Raw genomic sequence first — 20,666 nt, 5'->3', positions numbered from 1 at the left:
GGCGTGTCATGTGTACCGATGGCGGCCCATGGGGGCGGGCGTGGCCGGCTCGGTGATGACGGCGCCGGCCACGGTCAGGGTCGCTTCGGCGCCAGGGGGCGGTCGCATCAGAGCAGTGAGACGTATCAGGTCAGTGAGGCGAGGAGCCCGATCCCCGGTGCCAGCACTCCGGGCTGTCCGAGGGCGCGGAAGTCCGCCTCGACCGCAGCCAGATCGAGGACGCCGGCGCGCACGGCGTGGTACCGGACGATCGACCACAGGTAGACGTCGAGGGTGTCGAACTGCGTGCCGGCCTCGATGACCTCCTCCTCGTGGAACCACACCGCGACCCGGCCGTTGGCGAGCACGACGTAGTAGTTGCCTCCTCCGTCGGCGCCGATGGACCACACATCGTCGTCGGACAGCTCCGTCTCATAGTCGGAGTCGAGGATCCGGCAGTCGTTGGCCTCGAAGTCGAAGGCGTACGACCAGTCGTGTATGTCGAAGCACTGTGGCAGGGATCCCGAACGGACCCTGCGGTCGAAGCCGGCCAACGCGGTTGCCGCGTTGGCCGGGAGCTTGGCGAGGAAGGGGTCGACCGGGCGGGTCGACGCCGGGATGTCGACCCGCGGCCCGTCGGGAAACCAGCGCGCCAGGTCGCTGTCCAAATCCCCGTCCACGTAACCGGTCAACTGATCAACGGTGAGAGACATGCGGTGAGGTTAGCCGAGGGAAATCGGGCCCGGATTCCGGCCCCGATTTCGCTGCCCGTGATGGCTGAAGCCCTGCGTCGTGCCGGGCTGGCCGACTCCGCTGACCGGGCGCCTCCTTCCGGTCCGCAGGGTTGCGGGGCGCCGGATCCCGGACGAGTCCGCTCGGCCGGAAGCCTGCGCGACAGCCCAGGCGCACACCTGGCCTTGTCGCTCTACCGTGCGCCGGATCCCGGGCGCAGCCCGATCTCCGCCAGCAGCAGCCGGAGTTGCTGCTCGGCCAGGGGGGCGGTGTCATGCCCGAGCCAGCGGAGATGGCCGAACGCCTCGAAGATGACGAGCCCGTGCAGACGGCTCCAGGCTCCGAAGACGGCCGCCGCTGCGGCGGGCGGCAGATCGGGGTGGATTTCGGCGGCGTAACGGGCCAGTGCCGGATCGGGCGCGACTTCACTGGCCGGACGCAGTCGGCCCTGTTGCCAGGCATCGACAAACAGCGGCGTGAACATTCCGCCGACGCGACGGGTCGCCACACTGGTCGGTCCGTCCGGCGGGGCGGCGTAACCGGGCACGGGGGTTCCATAGACCAGGCCGAACTCCTGCGGGTGTTCGACGGCCCATCGGCGGTAGGCCGCCAGGGCGGCGAACAGTCGGTCGGCCACATCGGCGGCGGGGTCGGCGTCCCGGGCCCGTTCGACCGTGTCGGCGAGCCGGTCGAAGGCGTCGGTGATCAGTGCGGTCAGCAGCGCGTCGCGGCTGTCGAAGTAGCGGTACAGCCCGGCCGGGCTCATGCCCAGCGCGGTCGCGACCGCCCGTAGCGAGAGCTGGGCCGCCCCGACCTCGCGCAACTGGCGCAGGGAAACGGTCTTGATCTCGTCCAGTGTCTCGGCGCGGAGCCGGTCACGGCGGGTGGGTGCGGACATGCGAGCACTCTATCAAATAGTGAACGGTGTTTACATCGCGAACGTCGTACTCTACTTTTGCGAACACCAGTCGCTTTGCGAACGACATACGCAAGGAGTGTGTAGCCATGTCCGTCACCCATCCGCCGGAACATCCCGTCGACGCGCGGCCCGGCGCCTTCGGCCCACGGCGTACCGCCGCCGCCCTGCTGGCCGTCGAGGGGCTACTGATCTTCATCCCCCTGCTCGTGCTCGGATCCGCGATCGGCTGGCCCGCCAGCCTCGACGACCCGGCCGCCATCGCACTGCCCCGGTTGCTTGAGGAGGAAGGTGCCGTCCGCGCCGGATACGCCGTCTATCTGGCCTACTCCGTTCTGTTCCTGCCCGTCGCGGTGTGGACCACCCGGGTTCTGACCGGCGGTACGGACACTTTGCTCAGCCGGGTGGCCGTCGGGTTCGCCGTCGTCTCGACCCTCGCCCGCGCGATCGGGATATCCCGCTGGCTGCTCTCGATGCCCGGTCTGGCAGCGGCCTACGGCGACGCGTCCGACGCGTCCGTCCGTGAGGCGGTGGCCGTGCAGTACCAGGTGCTCAATGACTTCGGTGGCGGGATCGGTGAAGTGCTCGGCGTCTCCCTGTTCGCCGTGGGCTGGCTGGTGTGCACCGTGGTGGCGGCCCTGCGCACGGGCGCCGCTCCCCGCTGGCTGCTGATCGCCGGCTTCCCCGTCGCGGCCGGCCTCGCGCTGCCGCTGGTGGAGATGGCCGGCGCCGACGCCGGCGCCGCCACCTCGATCGGCACCGCCCTCCTGCATCTGTGGTTCCTGGCCGCTGCCGCCACCCTCGTCCGTCGACCCCGTCGACCCCGCTGACTCCGCCGGCTCGGCCGAGTGCAGCACCGTCTGTAGCGGTCGGATCCGGTCCGGTGCGGGCGCTGCGGAAGGTGCGGGACGCGGCCAGTCGGGAGCGACACGGATGCCCGGGGCCGCCCCTGCTGCCCAGAACTCCAGGTCCGACCGATCCTTCGAGTGAGCAGCTCGTACGTACCACCAGGAGATGAGGCACCATGTCCACCCCCCTGCACGTTGTCCTCGGCGCCAGTGGCGGCATCGGGTCGTCCGTCGTCCAAGAGTTGGCCCGCCGCGGCCACCGCGCCCGCGCCGTCCAGCGCCGCCCGGCCTCCGGCCTGCCGAGCGGCGTCCCCACCCTCGCCGCCGATCTCGCCACGGCCGAAGGTGCCCGCGCGGCCTGTGCTGACGCGACCGTCGTGTACCACTGCGTCCAGCCGCCCTACCACCGCTGGCCACGGGAATTCCCCCCGCTCACCGAGGCCGTCATCGACGGCGCCGCAGCCGCCGGCGCGAAACTCGTCTTCGCCGACAACCTCTACCTGTACGAACCGGTCGACGGTCCGGTGTCCGAACGGACACCCCGGCGGCCGACGAGCCGGAAGGGCTCCGTACGCAAGGCGATGGCGGACCGGCTCCTTGAGGCCCACGGAACCGGCCGTCTGAACGTGACCATCGGTCAGGCCAGCGACTACTACGGTCCCGGCGGTACGAACAGCGTCATCGGCGCCGTGGTGCTGCCTGCCGTGCTGCGCGGCAGAACGGTCAACTGGCCCGGACGGCTCGACGTCCCCCACGCCCTGCACTATCTGCCCGACATCGCCGCCGCGCTGGTCACGCTCGGCGAGCGGGACGACGCCGACGGGCGGACCTTCATCCTTCCCGCTGCACCGGCTCCCACCCCGCGTCACTTCATCGAGCAGGTCGCCGCGGCGGCCGGCCGCCGCGCCCGTATGCGCGGAGTCACGAAACCGCTCCTGCGCCTCGCGGGCCTGTCTGACCCGGCCGCCCGTGAACTGGTCGACATCTGGTACCAGTTCAGCCGTCCCTGGACCGTCGACGATGGGCTGTACCGCCGCACCTTCGGCCCCGTGGAGACCGCCGCTCCCGACGAGGCCGTGGCCGCGACCGTCGCCTGGCACCGCGCCCACACGGCGACGGCCGGCTGACCGGTCGGGCGCGTCCGCCCGACCGGCGCCCGCACCCCCCGCCGAGCCCGCTCGTGACGCACCCCGCGCGCGATTCACGCCGTAGTCGAACAGCCGTGAACCCCCCCATTGGGTGATTTCTGGGCGGAGTAGCATCAATACTGCACAATCCAACAATCGTCATGGGAGAAGAGCGATGAAGGCAGTGCAGTACCGCACTATCGGCGCTGCGCCGGAAGTCGTGGACATCGAAGTACCCGAGCCGGGCCCTGGCCAGGTGTTGCTGAAGGTGACCGCGGCGGGGGTGTGCCACTCCGACATCATGGTGATGTCGCTGCCCGCGGAGCGACTGCCCTTCCCGCTTCCGCTCACCCTCGGCCACGAAGGCGCCGGCACCGTCGCCGCCCTGGGGGAGGGGGTCTCCTCCCTCACCGTCGGCGATGCCGTCGTGGTCTACGGCCCACAGGGGTGCGGACTCTGTCCCGTCTGCTCGTCGGGGCGTGAGAACTACTGCCCGCACGCCCGCCGGCTCGGTATCCACCCGCCCGGTCTCGGTGCACCGGGAGCCATGGCCGATTACATGATCGTCAACGATCCGCGCCACCTGGTCCCGATCGGTGACCTCGACCCGGTCACTGCCGTACCGCTGACCGATGCGGGCCTGACCCCGTACCACTCCGTGCGGCGCGCCCTGCCCAAACTGGTGCCCGGCTCCACCGCCGTCGTCATCGGCACCGGCGGCCTCGGTCACCTCGCCATCCAACTGCTGCGCGCCCTCACCCCGGCCCGTGTCATCGCGCTCGACGTCTCTGCCGACAAGCTGGAGTTCGCCCGCAGCGTCGGCGCCCACGAGGCGCTCCTGTCGGACGCGCACGCCGCGGCGGGTGTACGCGAGCTGACCGGCGGCCTCGGTGCCGAGGCCGTCTTCGACTTCGTCGGCGCGGACGTCACCGGGCAGTCCGCCGTCGCCATGGCCGCACTCGACGCGGACATCCAGATCGTCGGTATCGGCGGCGGCGCCATCCCCGTCGGCTTCGGCCGTGTCCCGTACGGCACCACGGTCAGTACGCCCTACTGGGGCAGCCGCACCGAACTCGCCGAAGTCATCGCCCTCGCCCGCGCGGGCGCGCTCTCCGTGCACACGGAGACCTACGGCATCGACGACGCCCCCCGTGCCTACGAACGACTCCACCAGGGACGGATCTCCGGCCGCGCCGTCATCCTCCCCAACGGCTGACCCGCACCGTACGAGCAACCACCCCCCCCACAGGATCGCGAGCCCGCCCGCGCGGGAGAAGAGGCGACGGCCCGGGAGCAGTGCACGGTTCCGCGGGCCTGCTGCTCGGGCCCCGAGCAGGACCGGCCCTTCTTCCGCGCGGGCGGCTGTGGCGGCACGCATGATGACGTACGAGCCCGCACCGTAGGCCGCGACACCGCGACACCGCGACACCGCGACACCGCGCCCCGGTGGACGCCACGCGAGCGGACGTTCGCACCGGGCCGTTGAGCGACCGTCCTGCGCACTCCGCGCACCGCGCCGCAGTAGGCGCACGAACTCTCGGGACTGTTCGCCGTGTCCCGTCGCTGCTATCTTGACCCGCATGTCCCTCCTCCTGGCGTAGGCATGCCCGAGCCCCGCGACCGCGCACCGCGCTCGCGGCACTTCGGCGTCCCTTCTTCCGCCTCGATCGAGGACTTCCCATGTCTCAGCCCGTTGTCGGGCGGCCTTCGTATGCCGCCGTCCTGCGCCTCCCCCATGCCCGACGCACTTTCGGTGCCGCCCTACTGGGGCGGTTCTCGTACGGGATCGTCGCCCTGTCCGTGATGCTGGCGGTGACCCGCTCCACCGGGTCGTACGCCGTGGCCGGCACCGTCATGGCGCTGTTCGGTGCCACCAGCGTCTTCCTCTCCCCGCTCCGGGCGGCCCTCGTCGACCGCCACGGTCCACGCCCCGCTCTGCTCCCGATGGCCCTGCTCTACGCGGGCCTCCTCGGCGCCCTCGCCGCAGCCTCCTGGCGGCCCGGCGCCTCCGCCGTCCTGCTCTGTGTGCTGGCCGCCGCCGCGGGTGCCGTGACACCGCCGCTGGGCCCCTCGATGCGTGCCGTCTGGCGTGAACTCACCGACGAACCAGCCCTGCTCCAGCGGGCGTTCAGCCTGGACGGGGTCGCGGAGGAGATCCTCTTCGTCTCCGGTCCGCTGCTGGTCGGCGCGCTGGTGCAGATCGCGCACCCGGCCGCCGGCATCGTGGTGAGCGCGCTTCTCGTGGCCGTGGGGACCTGTGCCTTCGTCCTGTCGCCCGCCGTGCGGGAGCTGCGGCCCGCCGTTGTCGATCCGGCGGCGGGCAGTTCCCGGGCGCGGGGACGGGGTGGACTGGGCCTGGTGTCGCCCGTGGTGGCGGCCGTGGTCGGGCTGGCGCTGGGGGCCATGGATCTCCTCGTCCTCGCCTTCGCCGCCCAACAGCGCCACGGGGACGAGGTGGTCGCCTGGGTCCTCGCGGCCCTCTCGGCGGGCAGCGCGGCCGGCGGCCTTCTGAACGGTGCGGTCACCTGGCGCACCAGTGCCCGGGTGCGGTTGCCGTTGCTGGCCGTCTGCCTGGGTCTCGCACTGGCCGCCGCCGGACTCGCGCCGGGCCTCGGGACGTTGACCGTGGCGGTGGCGTGTGCCGGCTTCTTCGTGGCGCCGGCCCTCACCACGGCCTATCTGCTGGCGGACGAGACGGCACCGCCGGGGCGCCGCATCCAGGCAGGTGCCTGGGTCAACACGGCGGTGAACGCGGGGGTTTCGGCCGGCACGGCGGCGGCCGGCCTGCTGGTGGCCCGCCTTCCGCTGGGGGTGTGCTTCGCGCTCGCGGGCGGCGTCACCCTCCTGACGGCCCTGGCCTGCCTCGGCAGGGGACCGAAGGTTCGGATCGCGGTGTCCACCCCGGCAGGGGCGGCGTCCGAGCCGCTCGCGATGTCATCTCAGCCGCCTTGCTGAGGCTGGATAGCATCGTCGGACCGCCCTTCATGAGGAGACCTGAACGTCATGCGCAGACGAACATTCCTTGCCGCCTCCGGCACCGCCCCGCTGGCGGCGATGGTGCCCTCGGCGAGTGCGAGTGCGAGTGTGAACGCGGCTGCCGCGCCCCCGATCGCCCCGAAACTCACCGCCCGTGATCCCCAGGCGTCGCGGAACGCACAGGCGGTCTACGCGCACCTGGTCGCCTCGGAGAATGCCGCGCGTGCCGGCAACACACCGATGACGATCATCGGGCAGCACATCGAAGCCCAGAACGAGCTCTACAACCCGCGGTACGGGGACACGGGCGGTGCTACCCACGTCGGTTACTACTACAACAAGGCGAGGGCCATCACCGGCAGACTGCCGGGCTTCGTCGAGATCGACCTGGGGCCCGGGTACGGCAGTGGCAACGGCTGGGGCATCGCCACCCCGCGCTCCTACAACCAGGACCTGGGTCTCCCGTCCGGACAGCGGCAGTGGCGGTACGTCGATGACGCCATTGACCTCGCCTTCGGCATCTGGAAGGGCCTGCCACGCGCCGAGGACGGCACCTACAACCACAGCGGCACCATGGTCGGTGCCGACGGCAGGCTCTCCGCAGTGGCCAATGGCGGGGCCGCGGCGGGAATGGTCGGTGTCAGTTTCCACCAGCCCTATCCCGGTTCGTCACTCAAGGATTTCAGCCAGGTCCTCACTCAGGTCACGGACCAGCGACCCGGCGGCATCGAGTACTACCCTCCCGCCACGATCAACACCGATCAGGCGTGGTTCGACCGGGTCGTCGACTGGGCGGCCGACACCCCTCAGTACCGGGCGCTCCTGGCCGACCTGGAGATACTCGCGGCCAACCTCTCCTACTTCGCCGCCTATGACATCCCTGTCCTACTGCGCCCGTACCACGAGATGAACGGCCCCTGGTTCTGGTGGGGAGGCAAGACGCCGACCAGCTACAAGAAGTTGTGGTCGATCACCTACGACTACCTCGTCAAGACCAAGGGTCTCCACAACCTGATCTTCGTGTGGTCTCCCAACGCCTGGACCCCCAACGGCACCAATGTGCCCTGGGACTACTATCCGGGCGCCGGTCGCGTGGACATCGTCGCCGTCGATGACTACAACGCGAAGTACGGCTCCGGTGTCGGTACGCCGGAGAACCAGAACTTCACGAACATCTACTACACCGGACTGGTCGATTACGCCAAGCCCCGGATGCTCGCCGAGACCGGCTATGTCCCGATCACCGCCCCCGCAGGCGCCGCCCCCGCCACCAACGCGCTCACCGCCAGCCCATGGGTGATCTGGAGTGTCTGGGGAGACAGACTCACCGCGAGTAACTCGAATGCGGATGTGAAGGCTACCTACTACGCCACCAGTCAGGTCTGGACCGGGGGATCCGGCACGGGATATGGCCAGAACTTCAACTGGGGTTCGATCCACGCTCACTGACTCGGCACAGCGGTGTCAGGCCCGCACCCCGTCCCGCTGGCGAGGCAGGTCTAAGGGGAACCGATGTTCGACAGTACGGACCTGATCCACACGCATCCGCCCCCGACATCTTCGATGGTGGACGGCGTCGTCGCACGACCTGTAGTCGGGAGTCGGGAGTTCGGGCCGGTTCGGGTGCTGGTGGTCACAGCACTCGAACCGGCCCGCTTCACCCTGTGCCGTGTCACCCGCGCAAGGTCGTCACCCGCAAGGCCGGGTCGTCGGCGATCTCCGCTTCCGTGAAGCGTCCGGTGACCCACTGCTTTCGGGAGAAGAGGCGGGTCTGGTCCGTGTAGTGGGGTGAGGCCGGGTTCGCCGACTGGCCGTAGGTGAGGAGGGTGTGGGTGCGAGGGCCGTCGGGGGTCAGTTCCACGGCCATCAGGAAGCTGGTGCCGAAGACCCTGGCGGGCGGGGTGGGGTCCGGCGCCACGATGTTGAAGCAGCCCCTGCGACCGGTGCAGCCGGGCAGCGGTACACCGGCCCACTTCTGTACGCTGCCGAGCTCGGTGTCGACCGGGAGGTCACGGGCGGCGAATTCCTGGACGGTGTCGGCCAGAGCGCGTTGCACGCGCAGGTCATCGCCCTTGATTCCGCGCGGTGTGGTGAGGGGGCGGGCCGGGTCGTACGGGACGCGGTGCCAGGTGTCGGACGGGCCGCTCCGGAGGAGGCGGTCGAAGAAGGCGCCCCAGAACGCGGCGCCCCGGCTGTCGGCGTCGGCGCGGGTGTCCCAGTGGGCGAGGGTCGCGCAGACCTGCCGTACGTCGACCTCCTGGCCGTCCGTGGCCGTCACGCGTGGACGGGTGCGGCACATGCCGACCACGTCGTCCCGGCCTGTCTCGGCCCACCGGACGCGATTGCCGAGCATGGACGCGCGCAGGGTGGCCAGGGTGAAGCCCGGGGCGCCGAGCCCGTCCGTGCCGTCCGCGCGCTGGTCGATCATGTGAAGACCGAGCTGGGCTCGCTGACTGAGGCCGGGATCGCTGTCGTATGTGCCCGGGAAGCCGGTGAGGGGGGCGTCGGGGTTGGTGTACCGGAGCCCGTTGTTGGAGTTGGCGACGTAGTCGCTGCGGGTCAGCCTCGGCTGGTGCGACGGGCCGTGGATGCCCGGCACGAGCGCGTCGGAGTCACTGCCCCAGGCGCAGGCCGATGTCGAACCGTCCAGGACGGCGAGCCCCTCCATGCTCTCCGGGCGGGCGCAGCTCTTCAGCTGTCCGTCGGTGAGGTGCGGGACGGCCGAGGAGTCGGTGAAGTACGTGCTGCCGCTGGTGTCGGCCGCGAGGGTGTAGGTCCAGGGGATGCCCTGATAGGTGTGCTGGGCGGTGCGCAGCCCGCTGAGGTCCCGGGCCTTGCCCATAGCGAGCCAGTTGTTCATGGAGCGCAGGTTGTCGGCTTTGGCATCGCGGATGGCGTAGGCGGTCTCGGTGGTCCAGCCGGAGGACAGGACCGGGCCGAAGCGTGAGGTGTACAGGGTCCGGTCGACGGTCGAGAGACCGCCGTTCCCGTCCCGGACGGTGACCGGCACGGTCTGACGCTTCATCCGCTCGGTCCTGCCGTCGAAGACATAGCTGGTCGGGTCACCGGGCACGAGTTTCAGGGCGTAGCCGGTGGCGTGCTGGGCGCCGCTCGCGGTGTGGGTCCAGGCGAGGGTCCGATTGTGGCCGATCTGGACCACGGGGATGCCGTAGAGACTGGCGCCGGAGACGTCCAGGACGCCGGGGATCGTCAACTGCACCTGGTAGAAGCGGAAGGTGCCCTCGGTCCAGGAGAGGTGCGGGTTGGCGAGGACCATCGCGTTGCCGGTACGGGTGGCATCACGGCCGAGCGCCCAGCCGTTGCTGCCGATGTCGGTAGGGGCGGTGCCCTGCCCGTTCGGGGAGCCGGACGTCGCGGCGATCGCCCCGAGGGCCTGGGGGGCCGTCCTGCCCTTGCCGTCGGCGCCCGCTGCCGGAGGCTTCGCCTCGCCGATGTCCGGCGCCAGCGGCACCACCCCGGTGACCCCGTTGACGTTGTACACGACGCTCCACAGATCGAGCGGGGTGATCGGCCGCACCCAGGGCTTGCCCTGGCAGCGCGGGTCCGGGAGCTTGTCGACGCCCGTGTCCCGCAGATAGCGGTTGTGTCCGGCGACGTACCCCTCGACCATCCGGCGCAGCTCCGCCGTCGGTCCCAGCGGCGCCTTCCGGTCGAGCAGCCGCTGGACGGTGCCCGCGCGCCGCTGCCCTTGGTAGTACGTGTCGCTCGCGAGGTCGGCGCGACCGCCGGGCGCCGCGCCGGGCCCGGGGAACCGGGACCGTTCACCCCGTAGGGTCACCACTTGGTCGGCGAGTTCGCACGCGTTGTCCTGCGCGAACGCGTAACCGTAGCCGTATCCGAGCCCGTCGAAGTCCCGGGCCAGGATGTGGGGGACGCCGTATTCGGTCCGGCTGATCCGTGCTGTGTACCCGCTCCCGGTCACCGTCTCGCCGCCGGGGGGCGCCGCGGCGGACGAGGGTGCGGGCAGCAGTGCCGCGGTGACCGAGGCGAGACCGAGAGCGGCCACGACGGCCGTCAACCGGCCTGTCACGGAAGGTTTATGACGTCTCGTCAATGATGTCGTTTCATCCATGACCGCCACGTTTCAGGGTGAACGGGCGGGGCGTCGTCCGTCCCCGGGCTGATATCCGAGGGGCGTGTCAGCCCGGGAGCGTACGCCGTGAGACTCGTTCGGCCGCTCGGACCGCCGCCCCGCCGCGTCTTCTGTGGCAGGGTCGGACCATGCCCTTCGATCACAATGATCACTATCACCGTCTGTTGTTGCGTCAGGTGCCGCGGGACTGCCGTACGGCCCTGGACGTCGGCTGTGGTACCGGCCGGTTCTCCCGTCGGCTCGCCCGACTGGGCATAGCGGTCGATGCGATCGACCCGTCGAAGGAGGCCATTGCGGAGGCTCGTGCGCTGTCCGGGCGGAATGCCGGTGAGCAGAGCCCGCGCTTCCACCACGCGGACGCCACCGAACACGAGCTGCCCAAGGCCCATTACGACTTCATCTCGTGCCTGGCCAGCATTCATCACATGCCGTTCGACACCGTCGCCGCACTGCGCGACGCACTCGCCCCCGGGGGCGTCCTCGTGATCCTGGGGTGCTATCCGGAGAAGACCCGGCTCGACTGGGCCTGGAGCCTGGCAGCCGTGCCCGTCAACGCCGTCGCCAGGCCGGCCGTAGCCGTGAAGGACAGGCTTCACCCTGCCGCGACCGGTCGACAACGGGTGAAGGCCCCGGTGCGACAGCCGATCATGCCCCTGGCTCAGATCCGCCGGGAGGCCGCGGTTCTGCTGCCCGGATGCAGCATTCGCAGGCTCCTGTTCTGGCGCTATCTGCTCACCTTCCGCGGTGGCGGTGCGTAGGCGGCCCGGCTACCCCACCATCTTCACAAGGTCGTTCGCGGCGATGAGACCGAGCCCCGGCACGGCTTCGCGAAGGGTCTTGACGGCACGGACATGGTCGCGCACCGGATCGACGCCCGCCTCCCGCAGCGTCCGCCGGACCCATTCCTCCGTCCGCTGCTCGTCCGTCAGCGCCGTGTGACGTTCGACGATGCGCAGCGCCTCCCGGAGCCCGGGCAGCGACGACGCGTCGGCCGATTCCAGCGCGCCGAGGAGGTCCACGCGAACGGCGTCCACGTCGTGGAGGAGCACGATGGGCAGGGTGCGCTTGCTCGCCATGAGGTGATGTGATCCCTTCAGAGGATATGGGGGTGAACTCATCGTATCCTCTGGCATTTCTTGATATCCGGCTGGATTGCGGGACAGTCCTTAGGCCCCGGCCCGCAATGTGCGAACGGGCGGTACGCGATCCCGGCCGGTGATCCGGGTGGTGGCAGGGCCCTGGGTCGGTGCGGCTGAAATCGGTTGCCGAGTCAGGTTTCCCGTGGGTAGCGTCGCCGCCTGTGACACCTACTCTGCGTACCGAACGACTGCTGCTGGAACCGTACGTCCCCGAGGACGAGGACGGCTTCGTCGCCCTTTTCCAGGACACCCGGGTGTCGCGGTGGATGGGTGACGGCCCTGACTCCGAAGCGGCGGACCGGGCCCTGTTCGGGCGGATCTTCACCAAGGTCTACGCCCAGGAGCTGTTCGACGTCTGGGCTGTTCGCCGGGACGGTCTCCTGGTCGGACATGCCGAGATCAAGCGGACCGACGTCGTCGGAGGGTACGAGATCATCTACGCCCTGGCGCCGACCGCCTGGGGGGCCGGTCTGGGCACCGAGCTGGCCGAGGCGATCATCTCCTACGGCTTCGGCTCCCTCGGGCTGACCACGGTCTACGCCACCGTGGCCGCGCCGAACACGGCCTCACTGACCCTGCTGGACAGGATCGGTTTCGACCATGTCCGGGACATCACCGAGGACGACGGCAGCACCACCCGTGTGCTGGCACTGTCCGATGCCGGGCGATAGGGCACCGCAGGACGCCACTCCGAGTGCGATACCGAGGGACTGCGATACCGAGGGACACCGTCATCTGGTGACCGGTAGCACCCGGACCGCGACTGAGCCCCGGGCTTCAAGCGGAAAGGCCGGCGGGAATGCCCTTCGCCCGTGGTCCCTCCCGCACCGCCCGCGCGCTCAGGCGGGCCCGGCCCCGTCTTCGGCGAGCAGCAGCGCCATGCCGATTTCGGCCAGTCGGTCCGCCAGGTCCGGTCGCCGTCCCAGCCGTCCCGTGCGGGAGGCGTTGTCAACGACGTTCAGTACCGCACTCACCACGATCCTCGCCTCGGCCGGGTCGAGACCGGGTCTGACCTGATCGAGCAGCCGCACCCACAGGGCGAGATAGTCCCGCTGTGCCTGACGTGCCGCTCGGCGCTGGTTCTCCGGCAGTTGGTCCAGTTCGCCGATGAGCAGCGCGATCAGGTGGCTCTGGCCGCGGGCGAATTCGATGTACGAGCGCAGCAGCCGCTCCAGGGTCTCGCGCGGGGTGCCGTTTCCGGCGAGTGCCGAGGCCGTGCCGGTCCTGCGCTGTTCGCCGCCCCGGACCACGGCGGCCACCAGCAGATCCGTCTTGGTGGGGAAGTGCTTGTAGATGCTGGGCCCGGAGGCTCCGGCGGCCTCGCCGATGTCGTCGGTGCTCACCGACTGGAAGCCCCGTTCGTCGAAGAGCCGGATCGCCTCGATGAGGATCTCCTCGCGCCGGGAGACCGCGAGCCCTTCGTACCCCCCGCCGGGGGGCGGTTCGACGACGGAGGAGGTCGCTCCGGCGCCGAGCGGGCACTCGGCCGCCGAGCGCGCGAGTCGGTGCAGCAGCCGCTCGAAGCGACGCCGTGGCAGGGATGTGCGGTGCCAGGAGATCGAGGCGAAGACCGACAGCACCGACCACGCCAGCAGTTCCCGGTCGGGCTGTTCGAGGCCGGGCCGCTCGGTCTGGATCAGCGCGCCCAGTCGCTCGGAGATGACGGCGAGGTCGGCCCGTAGCCGCTCGCGGTGTTCGCCGGACAGGTGGCGGGCCTCCCGCTGCCACAGGACCGCCGAGCCCCGGCGGCCCATGCTGTGGGCCGCGGTGGTTTCGAGGTAGGTCGCCAGATCCGCCGCCTCGTCCACGGAGGCCGAGATCGTGGTCATCGTTCTGGTCACGACCTGGAGCAGCAGATCGGGTTTGCCCCGGAAGTGCCGGTAGAGCGCGGGAGCGGTGATGCCCACCGCCTCGGCCACATCCGCGACCGAGACATTGTGATACCCACGCTCACGGAAGAGGTCGGACGCGGCCGTGACGATGCGGTCCTTGCGGTCCGGGGGCCTCCTCGTGGTCGTGCGCCCCGGAGCTTCCGTGTGCATCCCTGTCCGCCCTCGTCGTGGGCCCGCCGCTCTCCGGCCGGTGGCCGGCCCCGCGGCGAACCATTGGTCACCGGTGTTGTTCGCTGCGGACGAAGGTACCGCACCCGTCTCCCTCTGTGGGTGGGCGCGCGTCCGTCGCCGTTCGAGGCCCTGGCGGGAAAGGCTTCCAGGGGAATATCGGCTCGGGTGGGAGGTCGTTCCGAGTCGCCTGGAATGAGTCGTCCAACACCGATAAGTGAAGTATACGTAACCCTCGGTGCGCGGGGCCGGGGAGCTCTTACGGGGGTGGACGGCCGCCATCGGCGGCGCGGCCCCCGTCCCGCCGTACCCACCACGCCTCCGGCGGCGGGCGGTGTCCCCAGGGGGCCGGGGGCACCGAGCCTCGGGAGTGTGCGCGCCAGGGCGCGGCGGACAGGCGGGACTTCGAAGACACGACCTAGAGCAGTTCCAGCACGGTGGCGTTGGCCATGCCGCCCGCCTCGCACATGGCCTGGAGGCCGTAGCGGATACCGTTGTCCCGCATGTGGTGGACGAGGGTGGTCATCAGCCGCGCGCCGGAGCCGCCGAGCGGGTGGCCGATGGCCATCGCGCCACCGTTCGGGTTCAGGAGGGCGTACTCCGCCCCGGTCTCCGCGAGCCAGGCCAGGGTGACGGGCGCGAACGCCTCATTGACCTCGAACGCGCCGATGTCGCCGAGGGAGAGCCCGGCCCGCTTGAGGGCCTTGGCGGTCGCCGGGATGGGCCCGAGCGCCATGGTGACGGGGTCGCAGCCCGCGAGTACCGCGGTGTGCACCCGGGCGATCGGCTGCCAGCCCTGGGCCCGCGCGATATCGCTCGTGGTGATGAGCAGTGCGGCGGCCCCGTCCGAGATCTGCGAGGAGTTCCCGGCGCTGACCAGCCCGTTCTCCTTGAACGGAGTCTTCAGCGTGGCGAGACGGTCCAGGGTCGATCCCCGCCGCACCCCTTCGTCGGTGTCGAAGACACGGGATGCGCCGTCCTCGGGGGTAACCGTGACCGGGGCGATCTGGGCGGTGAACCGACCCTCGTCGATGGCGCGCGCGGCACGGGCGTGCGAGTCCAGCGCGTGCTGGTCGAGTTGGGTGCGGCTGAGCCCGTACCGTTCGGCGATCAGCTCGGCCCCGACGCCCTGGTCGAACTCGCCCTCTCGGTCGCGGTGGTAGCGGGCCCGCACGAGCGGGCCGAACGGCTTCCCGCACCCGGCCGCGTCGCGGGCCGATCCCATCGGCACCCGGCTCATCGACTCCCCCCCGCCCGCGACGGCGATGTCGTACTGCCCGGCGATGACCAGACCGGCGGCGAAGTGCACCGACTGCTGAGAGGAGCCACAGGCGCGGGAGACCGAGACGCCGGGCACGGACTCCGGCCAGCCGGCCGCGAGTACGGCGAACCTACCGACCACCCCGGACTGCTCGCCGACCTGGGAGACACAGCCCCAGACCACGTCGTCCACGGTCGAGGGATCCAGTCCATTGCGTTCGGCGAGCGCGCCGAGGACATGGGCGGAGAGATCCACCGGGTGTACACCGGACAGGGAACCGCCGCGCTTGCCGACGGGGGTCCGCACGGCATCGACGATAACCGCGTCTCGCATGGGGCTGCTCCTCGTGGCGGGGTGTGGTGTGGCTGATTGGCGGTGCCGGCGCATCCGCCCCACTCACAGGGGCGGGCGGGCGGTCGGGTCGGGACGGCGATGCCGGACGCATGAGCGCCATCCGGGGGCCTCGTGACGTGGAGGCACCCGCGCCGGTCACGTCGCCAACAGGGATAAGTTATTTGAGGCTAACCCAAGTGTCTAGAGGTTGGGAGAGGTTAGGGAGCCTGGGTGCGGCTCCGCTGATTCTTCGCCCATGGAGAACTTCAATGAGCTGGTAGCGCCTGGCGGAGGGGCCTTGACAGGTCGGCAGCCTGACCGTGAAAGTGAAAGCGCGCTAACTTGCTGAGAGTGATTGAGAGGCCATCATGCCCCGCACGGTTTTCGATCAGGAGCACGAGGCTTTCCGGGGAGTGATCCGGGACTTCCTCGCCAAGGAGGCGGTTCCGCACCAGCAGGAGTGGATGGACGCCAAGGCCGTACCCCGCGGCTTCTACCGCGAGTTGGGCGCGCTCGGCGTCCTCGGCATCGAGGTGGCGGAGGAGTACGGCGGAGGGGGCGGGCACGGCTACCACTTCGGCGCCGTCGTCGCCGAGGAGGTCGCGCGCGCCGGGGTCTCCATCGGCACCGCACTCACCCATGCCAATGTGATCCTGCCGTATCTGCTGAACTTCGCGACCGAGGACCAGAAGCGCCGCTGGGTCCCGGGCTGTGTCTCCGGCGACCTGATGCTCGCCATCGCCATGACCGAGCCGGGCACCGGCTCCGACCTGGCCGGGATCCAGACCTCGGCCGCGCTCTCCGGGGACGGGACCCACTACGTCCTCAACGGCGCCAAGACCTTCATCACCGGCGGCACCCAGTGCGATCTCGTGCTGGTGGTCTGCCGCACCTCCCCGCCGACGGCCGGCAATCGCCGCAAGGGCCTGTCGATCCTGGTCGTGGACACCGCGTCCGAGGGCTACGCCGTCGGACGCAGTCTGCACAAGATCGGTATGCATGCCTCCGACACCGCCGAGCTCTCCTTCACCGACGTCCGGGTGCCGGTGGAGAACCTGCTCGGTGAGAAGGGCGAGGCGTTCTCCTGTCTGACCGCCAACCTGCCGCGCGAACGCCTGGTCATCGCCATCCAGGCCGCCGCGACCGCTTCCGCCGCCGTGCGGTTCGCCATCGACTACGCCAAGGAGCGCGAGGTGTTCGGCACCCCGGTCGCCTCCTTCCAGAACACCAAGTTCGTCCTCGCCGACTGTGCCACCGAGGTGGAGACGGCCCGACTCCTCGCCTACGAGGCGCTGGAGCGCGACCAGCGCGGCGAACTCACCCCCCAGTACGCCGCCATGGCGAAGCTCTACTGCACCGAGACGGCGGGCCGGGTGATCGACAAATGCCTCCAGGTGCACGGCGGTTACGGCTACATGCTGGAGTACCCGATCGCCCGGCTGTACGCGGACACCCGGGTCTCCCGGATCTACGGCGGGACCAGCGAGGTCATGAAGACCATCATCGCCAAGGACATCGGCCTCTGAACCGGTAGCCGGAGGCACCGCCGCCCCTTGAGCGAGCGGCGGGCCGGGGCCCAGGCCCGCCGCCGTACCTTCCCCCAAGACGATGGAGGGACCCCTTCATGGCCGTGCATCTGCCCGACGCCATCCGCCGGTACGCCAGGGAGCGGGCCGGGTCGGCCGCGCTGATCTGCGAGGGCCGCACCGTCGACTACGCCACCCTGGACACCCGCACCAACCGCGTCGCCCGCGCGCTCCTCTCCGTCGCCCCCGCCGGGTCCCGGATCGGCCTTCTCGCGCGCACCCGTACCGAAGCGGCCGAGACCCTGATCGCCGCGGGCAAGGCCGGACTGGTCACCGTACCCCTCAACTGGCGGCTGTCCCGCGGCGAGCTGACGGAGGTCGCCCGGGACGCCGGACTGCGGGTCCTCATCGCCGAGCGGGAGTTCCTGCCCGCCGCGCACGCCGTGCGCGAGGCGCTGCCCGGCCTGCCACTGGTGACCATCGGCCCCGCCGCCGACCACGCGCCGAACGGCACCCGGGACGGCGACCCCGGTGAGGTGCCCGGCTATGAGGCATGGCTCGCCGCGCACCCCGACGACGACCCGCACCGCGGCTCGGACGCCGATGGCGGCGAGGTCTTCCTCCAGATCTACACCTCCGGCACCACCGCCGCGCCCAAAGGAGTCCTGCTCACCCACGACAACCTCAGTGCCGACCAGCGGGACCTCGACGCCCATCTCTGGACCGCCGACTCGGTGGCGCTCAACGCCCTGCCGCTGTTCCATATCGGCGGGCTGAGCTGGCTGAGGGTGGCCCTCGGCGCCGGCGCCGCCAGCCTGCTGCTCCCGGACTTCACCCCCGCATCGGCGGCGGACGCCATCGAGCGGGGCCGGGTCACCCACTCCTTCCTGGTGCCATCGGTGCTCCATATGCTCACCGAACTCCCCGGCATCGACCGGCGCGACTTCTCCCGGCTGCGGTTGATTTCTTACGGCGCCGCGCCCATCACCCCCGCGTTGCTCCGCCGCTCGATGGCCGTCTTCGGCTGCCGGTTCATGGGCAAGTACGGGTTGACCGAGGCCGGTGGCACCGTCACCCAACTGCCCCCGGACGACCATGTCGCCGACGGCCCCCGGCGGCATCTGCTGAAGTCCACCGGACGACCCCGGCACGGCGTCGAGGTGGTGATCGCGGACATCACCACCGGCAGACCGGTCCCGCCGGGGACCGTCGGCGAGATCCGCGTACGCTCGCCCCACAACACCCCGGGGTACTGGAACCGCCCCCGGGAGACGGCCGAACTGTTCGACCGGGACGGCCTGCTGCGCACCGGGGACGGCGGCTACCTGGACGAGAACGGCTATCTCCACCTCACCGACCGGATCAAGGACATGATCGTCACCGGTGGCGAGAACGTGTACCCCGCTGAGGTCGAGGCGGTGCTCGCGGAGCACCCGGCGGTCTCCGAGGTGGCGGTCATCGGCGTCCCGCACGACACCTGGGGCGAAGCCGTCACCGCCGTCGTGGTCCCGCGCCCGGACGTGCCCCGACCCGCCGAACGGGAACTCATCGAATTCACCCGGGCGCGGATCGCCTCGTACAAGAAACCCCACCGGATCCACTTCGCCGCCGAGCTGCCCCGGAACCCGGGCGGCAAGGTCCTCAAACGCGCCCTGCGCGCCGAGTTCGGCGACCGCTGACACACCGGCCGCCCGGCCGCCCGTACGGAGAAGGAGAGAAGCGATGGAGATCCCGGCCGAACTCGACTGGAACGACACCACCGACCACGACAACGCCACCCGCGGTCTGATCGACAGCGTGCGGCCCTGTGTCATCCGCAACGAGCGGGGACGCGTCGTCTGGGACAATGACCGCTGGGACTTCCTCAACGAGGGGGAGTGCCCGGACACCGTGCACCCCAGCCTCTGGCGGCAGAGCGGGCTCAACACCGCGCAGGGGCTCTTCGAGGTCGCCGCCGGCGTCTACCAGATCCGCGGCCTGGACGCGTCGAACATGACGATCGTCGAGGGCACCGACGGCGTGGTCGTCATCGACCCGCTGACCACCGCTGAGGTCGCCGCCACGGGACTGGCGCTCTACCGGACCCACCGCGGCGAACGGCCCGTCCAGGCGGTGATCTACACCCACAGCCACGGCGACCACTTCGGCGGAGTGCTCGGCGTCACCACGGCCGCGGCCGTCGCGTCGGGGGAGTGTGCCGTGGTGGCCCCCGAGGGCTTCATGCACCACGCCGTGAGCGAGAACATCTTCGCGGGGCCCGCGATGCTCCGCCGCGCCGTCTACATGTACGGACGCACGCTACCGGCGGGGGCCCGTGGAAACGTGGGATTCGGTCTGGCGCAGGCCCTGTCCACCGGCACCGCGGGCCTCCTCCCGCCGACCGCCACCGTCACCACCACCGGCCAGGAGATGCTGCTCGCGGGGGTGCGGTTCGTCTTCCAGCTCACACCGGACACCGAGGCGCCGTCGGAGATGAACTTCTATCTCCCCGAGAGCAAGATCCTGCTCATCGCCGAGAACGTCAACCACACCCTGCACAACGTCCTCACCCTGCGCGGAGCCCTGGTGCGCGACGCGCACGCCTGGGCGTCGTACATCACCGAGTCGATCCAACTCTTCGAGGATGCCGACATCGTCATCGGCTCCCACAACTGGCCCACCTGGGGCAACGCCGAAGTCCTGCGGATGCTCACCGAACAGCGCGACGCCTACGCCTACCTCCACGACCAGACCGTCCGGCTGATGAACCAGGGCCGCACCGGTGCCGAGATAGCCGAGGAGATCCACTCCTTCCCCGGCGAACTGGGGCGGGCCTGGAGCACCCGTGGCTACTACGGCTCGATCAGCCACAACGTCAAAGCCGTCTACCAGCGCTACATGGGCTGGTACGACGGTAACCCCGCGCACCTCTGGCAGCACCCGCCGGTCGAGCAGGCCAAGCGGTACGTCGCCGCGATCGGCGGCGCCGACGCGACCGTGGCCCGCGCCCGCGCGGCCCTCGACGAGGGCGATCCGCGCTGGGCGGCCGAACTGCTCAACCATGTCCTCTTCGCCGAGCCGGACCACCCGGAAGCGGCCGAACTCCAGGCGACCGTCTACGAACGGCTCGGCTTCGCCCAGGAGAACGGCACCTGGCGCAATATCTACCTCACCGGGGCCCAGGAACTGCGGAGCACCGACGCACCGGCGGGCGGAGCCCCGCGCCGGGAGAGCCCCCAGGTGCTGGCGGCCCTCGCCACTCGACAGATCTTCGAGATGCTCGCCGTGCGACTGCACGGCCCCCGGGCCGCGGCGCACCGGCTGCTGATGCGCTGGGAGTTCACCGACACCGACGAGATCTGGACGGTCCTCGTCGGCAACGGGGTCCTCACCCCGATGCCCGGCGACGCGCCGGGCAAGGAGAACCCCGGGCTGACGATCCGCCTGGGGCGCCGCGACCTCAACGGGATCGTCGCCGGGCTCACCTCCTTCACCGAGGCCGCCGCCGCGGGGACGCTGGAACTGGACGGCGAAGCCGCCGTGCTCACCGTCTTCGAAGGGCTCTTCGAGCAGCCGGACCGAGACTTCCGGATCGTCCGGCCCTGACGGCCGCCCGGCACGCGGAGAGAGAGCCGGCGAGCAGGCCGGAGAGCGAGCCGGCTTCCAGAGAGCACGC

General features: G+C 70.5%; 16 protein-coding genes. 10 read left to right on the top strand and 6 right to left on the bottom strand.

Annotated elements, in window-relative coordinates; translation table 11 throughout:
* Positions 1 to 125: 125 nt before the first annotated feature.
* Complete coding sequence (locus ACH4S7_RS34675) at positions 126 to 692, bottom strand: hypothetical protein (protein ID WP_398525386.1); 567 nt, start codon at positions 690 to 692, stop codon at positions 126 to 128.
* A gap of 212 nt (positions 693 to 904) precedes the next feature.
* Positions 905 to 1,609 (bottom strand): TetR/AcrR family transcriptional regulator, encoded by a 705-nt coding sequence (locus ACH4S7_RS34670; protein ID WP_398525385.1) that lies wholly within the window; start codon positions 1,607 to 1,609, stop codon positions 905 to 907.
* Between the two features lie 107 nt (positions 1,610 to 1,716).
* Between ACH4S7_RS34670 and ACH4S7_RS34665 the strand changes: the two genes are divergently transcribed.
* The 5 genes from ACH4S7_RS34665 to ACH4S7_RS34645 all read left to right on the top strand — a co-directional run bounded on the left by ACH4S7_RS34665 (position 1,717) and on the right by ACH4S7_RS34645 (position 8,027).
* Positions 1,717 to 2,457, top strand: coding sequence for a DUF4386 domain-containing protein (locus ACH4S7_RS34665; RefSeq protein ID WP_398525384.1), 741 nt, complete (start codon positions 1,717 to 1,719; stop codon positions 2,455 to 2,457).
* A 194-nt stretch (positions 2,458 to 2,651) separates the two neighbouring features.
* Complete coding sequence (locus tag ACH4S7_RS34660) at positions 2,652 to 3,602, top strand: NAD-dependent epimerase/dehydratase family protein (RefSeq protein WP_398525383.1); 951 nt, start codon at positions 2,652 to 2,654, stop codon at positions 3,600 to 3,602.
* A 175-nt stretch (positions 3,603 to 3,777) separates the two neighbouring features.
* Positions 3,778 to 4,818, top strand: a complete 1,041-nt coding sequence (locus ACH4S7_RS34655) for an NAD(P)-dependent alcohol dehydrogenase (RefSeq protein WP_398525382.1) — start codon at positions 3,778 to 3,780, stop codon at positions 4,816 to 4,818.
* A gap of 464 nt (positions 4,819 to 5,282) precedes the next feature.
* Positions 5,283 to 6,557, top strand: coding sequence for an MFS transporter (locus ACH4S7_RS34650; RefSeq protein WP_398525381.1), 1,275 nt, complete (start codon positions 5,283 to 5,285; stop codon positions 6,555 to 6,557).
* A 48-nt stretch (positions 6,558 to 6,605) separates the two neighbouring features.
* Entirely contained in the window at positions 6,606 to 8,027 is a 1,422-nt protein-coding gene (locus ACH4S7_RS34645) for a glycoside hydrolase family 26 protein (RefSeq protein ID WP_398525380.1), read from the top strand.
* A gap of 223 nt (positions 8,028 to 8,250) precedes the next feature.
* Here the strand turns inward: ACH4S7_RS34645 and ACH4S7_RS34640 are convergent, their stop codons facing one another.
* Positions 8,251 to 10,629 (bottom strand): penicillin acylase family protein, encoded by a 2,379-nt coding sequence (locus tag ACH4S7_RS34640; protein ID WP_398525379.1) that lies wholly within the window; start codon positions 10,627 to 10,629, stop codon positions 8,251 to 8,253.
* Positions 10,630 to 10,820: 191 nt separating this feature from the next.
* Here ACH4S7_RS34640 and ACH4S7_RS34635 point away from each other — a divergent pair, with 191 nt between their 5' ends.
* Positions 10,821 to 11,450, top strand: coding sequence for a class I SAM-dependent methyltransferase (locus ACH4S7_RS34635; RefSeq protein WP_398525378.1), 630 nt, complete (start codon positions 10,821 to 10,823; stop codon positions 11,448 to 11,450).
* 9 nt (positions 11,451 to 11,459) lie between these two features.
* On the opposite strand, the gene ACH4S7_RS34630 is transcribed toward ACH4S7_RS34635, so the two are convergent.
* A complete protein-coding gene (locus ACH4S7_RS34630) occupies positions 11,460 to 11,768 on the bottom strand; it encodes a hypothetical protein (RefSeq protein ID WP_398525377.1) in 309 nt (102 codons plus the stop codon).
* Positions 11,769 to 11,992: 224 nt separating this feature from the next.
* Here ACH4S7_RS34630 and ACH4S7_RS34625 point away from each other — a divergent pair, with 224 nt between their 5' ends.
* On the top strand, positions 11,993 to 12,502 hold the full coding sequence (locus ACH4S7_RS34625) for a GNAT family N-acetyltransferase (protein ID WP_398525376.1): 510 nt from the start codon (positions 11,993 to 11,995) through the stop codon (positions 12,500 to 12,502).
* Positions 12,503 to 12,670: 168 nt separating this feature from the next.
* Here the strand turns inward: ACH4S7_RS34625 and ACH4S7_RS34620 are convergent, their stop codons facing one another.
* The gene (locus ACH4S7_RS34620) at positions 12,671 to 13,873 is read right to left on the bottom strand and encodes a TetR/AcrR family transcriptional regulator (RefSeq protein ID WP_398525375.1); all 1,203 of its coding nucleotides are present in this window, start codon (positions 13,871 to 13,873) and stop codon (positions 12,671 to 12,673) included.
* Positions 13,874 to 14,309: 436 nt separating this feature from the next.
* Positions 14,310 to 15,485, bottom strand: a complete 1,176-nt coding sequence (locus tag ACH4S7_RS34615; protein ID WP_398525374.1) for a thiolase family protein — start codon at positions 15,483 to 15,485, stop codon at positions 14,310 to 14,312.
* A gap of 368 nt (positions 15,486 to 15,853) precedes the next feature.
* On the opposite strand from ACH4S7_RS34615, the gene ACH4S7_RS34610 reads away from it, so the two are divergent.
* From ACH4S7_RS34610 to ACH4S7_RS34600, 3 genes are all read left to right on the top strand, one after another.
* Positions 15,854 to 17,011, top strand: coding sequence for an acyl-CoA dehydrogenase family protein (locus ACH4S7_RS34610; RefSeq protein ID WP_398525373.1), 1,158 nt, complete (start codon positions 15,854 to 15,856; stop codon positions 17,009 to 17,011).
* 98 nt (positions 17,012 to 17,109) lie between these two features.
* Positions 17,110 to 18,690 carry an AMP-binding protein gene (locus ACH4S7_RS34605; protein WP_398525372.1) on the top strand — a complete coding sequence of 527 codons (1,581 nt, stop codon included), beginning with the start codon at positions 17,110 to 17,112 and terminating at the stop codon, positions 18,688 to 18,690.
* A 43-nt stretch (positions 18,691 to 18,733) separates the two neighbouring features.
* Complete coding sequence (locus ACH4S7_RS34600) at positions 18,734 to 20,596, top strand: alkyl/aryl-sulfatase (RefSeq protein ID WP_398525371.1); 1,863 nt, start codon at positions 18,734 to 18,736, stop codon at positions 20,594 to 20,596.
* Positions 20,597 to 20,666: the final 70 nt, after the last annotated feature.

Source organism: Streptomyces sp. NPDC020965 (genome assembly GCF_044333555.1).
Lineage (GTDB): Bacteria > Actinomycetota > Actinomycetes > Streptomycetales > Streptomycetaceae > Streptomyces.
Note: the sequence above shows the minus strand (reverse complement) of the source record. Positions and strands in the feature narration are given on the sequence as shown.

Coding starts and splice junctions, on each gene's coding strand:
- ACH4S7_RS34675 (WP_398525386.1), bottom strand. CDS start 692: ATGTCTCTCACCGTTGATCAGTTGACCGGTTACGTGGACGGGGATTTG.
- ACH4S7_RS34670 (WP_398525385.1), bottom strand. CDS start 1,609: ATGTCCGCACCCACCCGCCGTGACCGGCTCCGCGCCGAGACACTGGAC.
- ACH4S7_RS34665 (WP_398525384.1), top strand. CDS start 1,717: ATGTCCGTCACCCATCCGCCGGAACATCCCGTCGACGCGCGGCCCGGC.
- ACH4S7_RS34660 (WP_398525383.1), top strand. CDS start 2,652: ATGTCCACCCCCCTGCACGTTGTCCTCGGCGCCAGTGGCGGCATCGGG.
- ACH4S7_RS34655 (WP_398525382.1), top strand. CDS start 3,778: ATGAAGGCAGTGCAGTACCGCACTATCGGCGCTGCGCCGGAAGTCGTG.
- ACH4S7_RS34650 (WP_398525381.1), top strand. CDS start 5,283: ATGTCTCAGCCCGTTGTCGGGCGGCCTTCGTATGCCGCCGTCCTGCGC.
- ACH4S7_RS34645 (WP_398525380.1), top strand. CDS start 6,606: ATGCGCAGACGAACATTCCTTGCCGCCTCCGGCACCGCCCCGCTGGCG.
- ACH4S7_RS34635 (WP_398525378.1), top strand. CDS start 10,821: ATGCCCTTCGATCACAATGATCACTATCACCGTCTGTTGTTGCGTCAG.
- ACH4S7_RS34630 (WP_398525377.1), bottom strand. CDS start 11,768: ATGGCGAGCAAGCGCACCCTGCCCATCGTGCTCCTCCACGACGTGGAC.
- ACH4S7_RS34620 (WP_398525375.1), bottom strand. CDS start 13,873: ATGCACACGGAAGCTCCGGGGCGCACGACCACGAGGAGGCCCCCGGAC.
- ACH4S7_RS34615 (WP_398525374.1), bottom strand. CDS start 15,485: ATGCGAGACGCGGTTATCGTCGATGCCGTGCGGACCCCCGTCGGCAAG.
- ACH4S7_RS34610 (WP_398525373.1), top strand. CDS start 15,854: ATGCCCCGCACGGTTTTCGATCAGGAGCACGAGGCTTTCCGGGGAGTG.
- ACH4S7_RS34605 (WP_398525372.1), top strand. CDS start 17,110: ATGGCCGTGCATCTGCCCGACGCCATCCGCCGGTACGCCAGGGAGCGG.
- ACH4S7_RS34600 (WP_398525371.1), top strand. CDS start 18,734: ATGGAGATCCCGGCCGAACTCGACTGGAACGACACCACCGACCACGAC.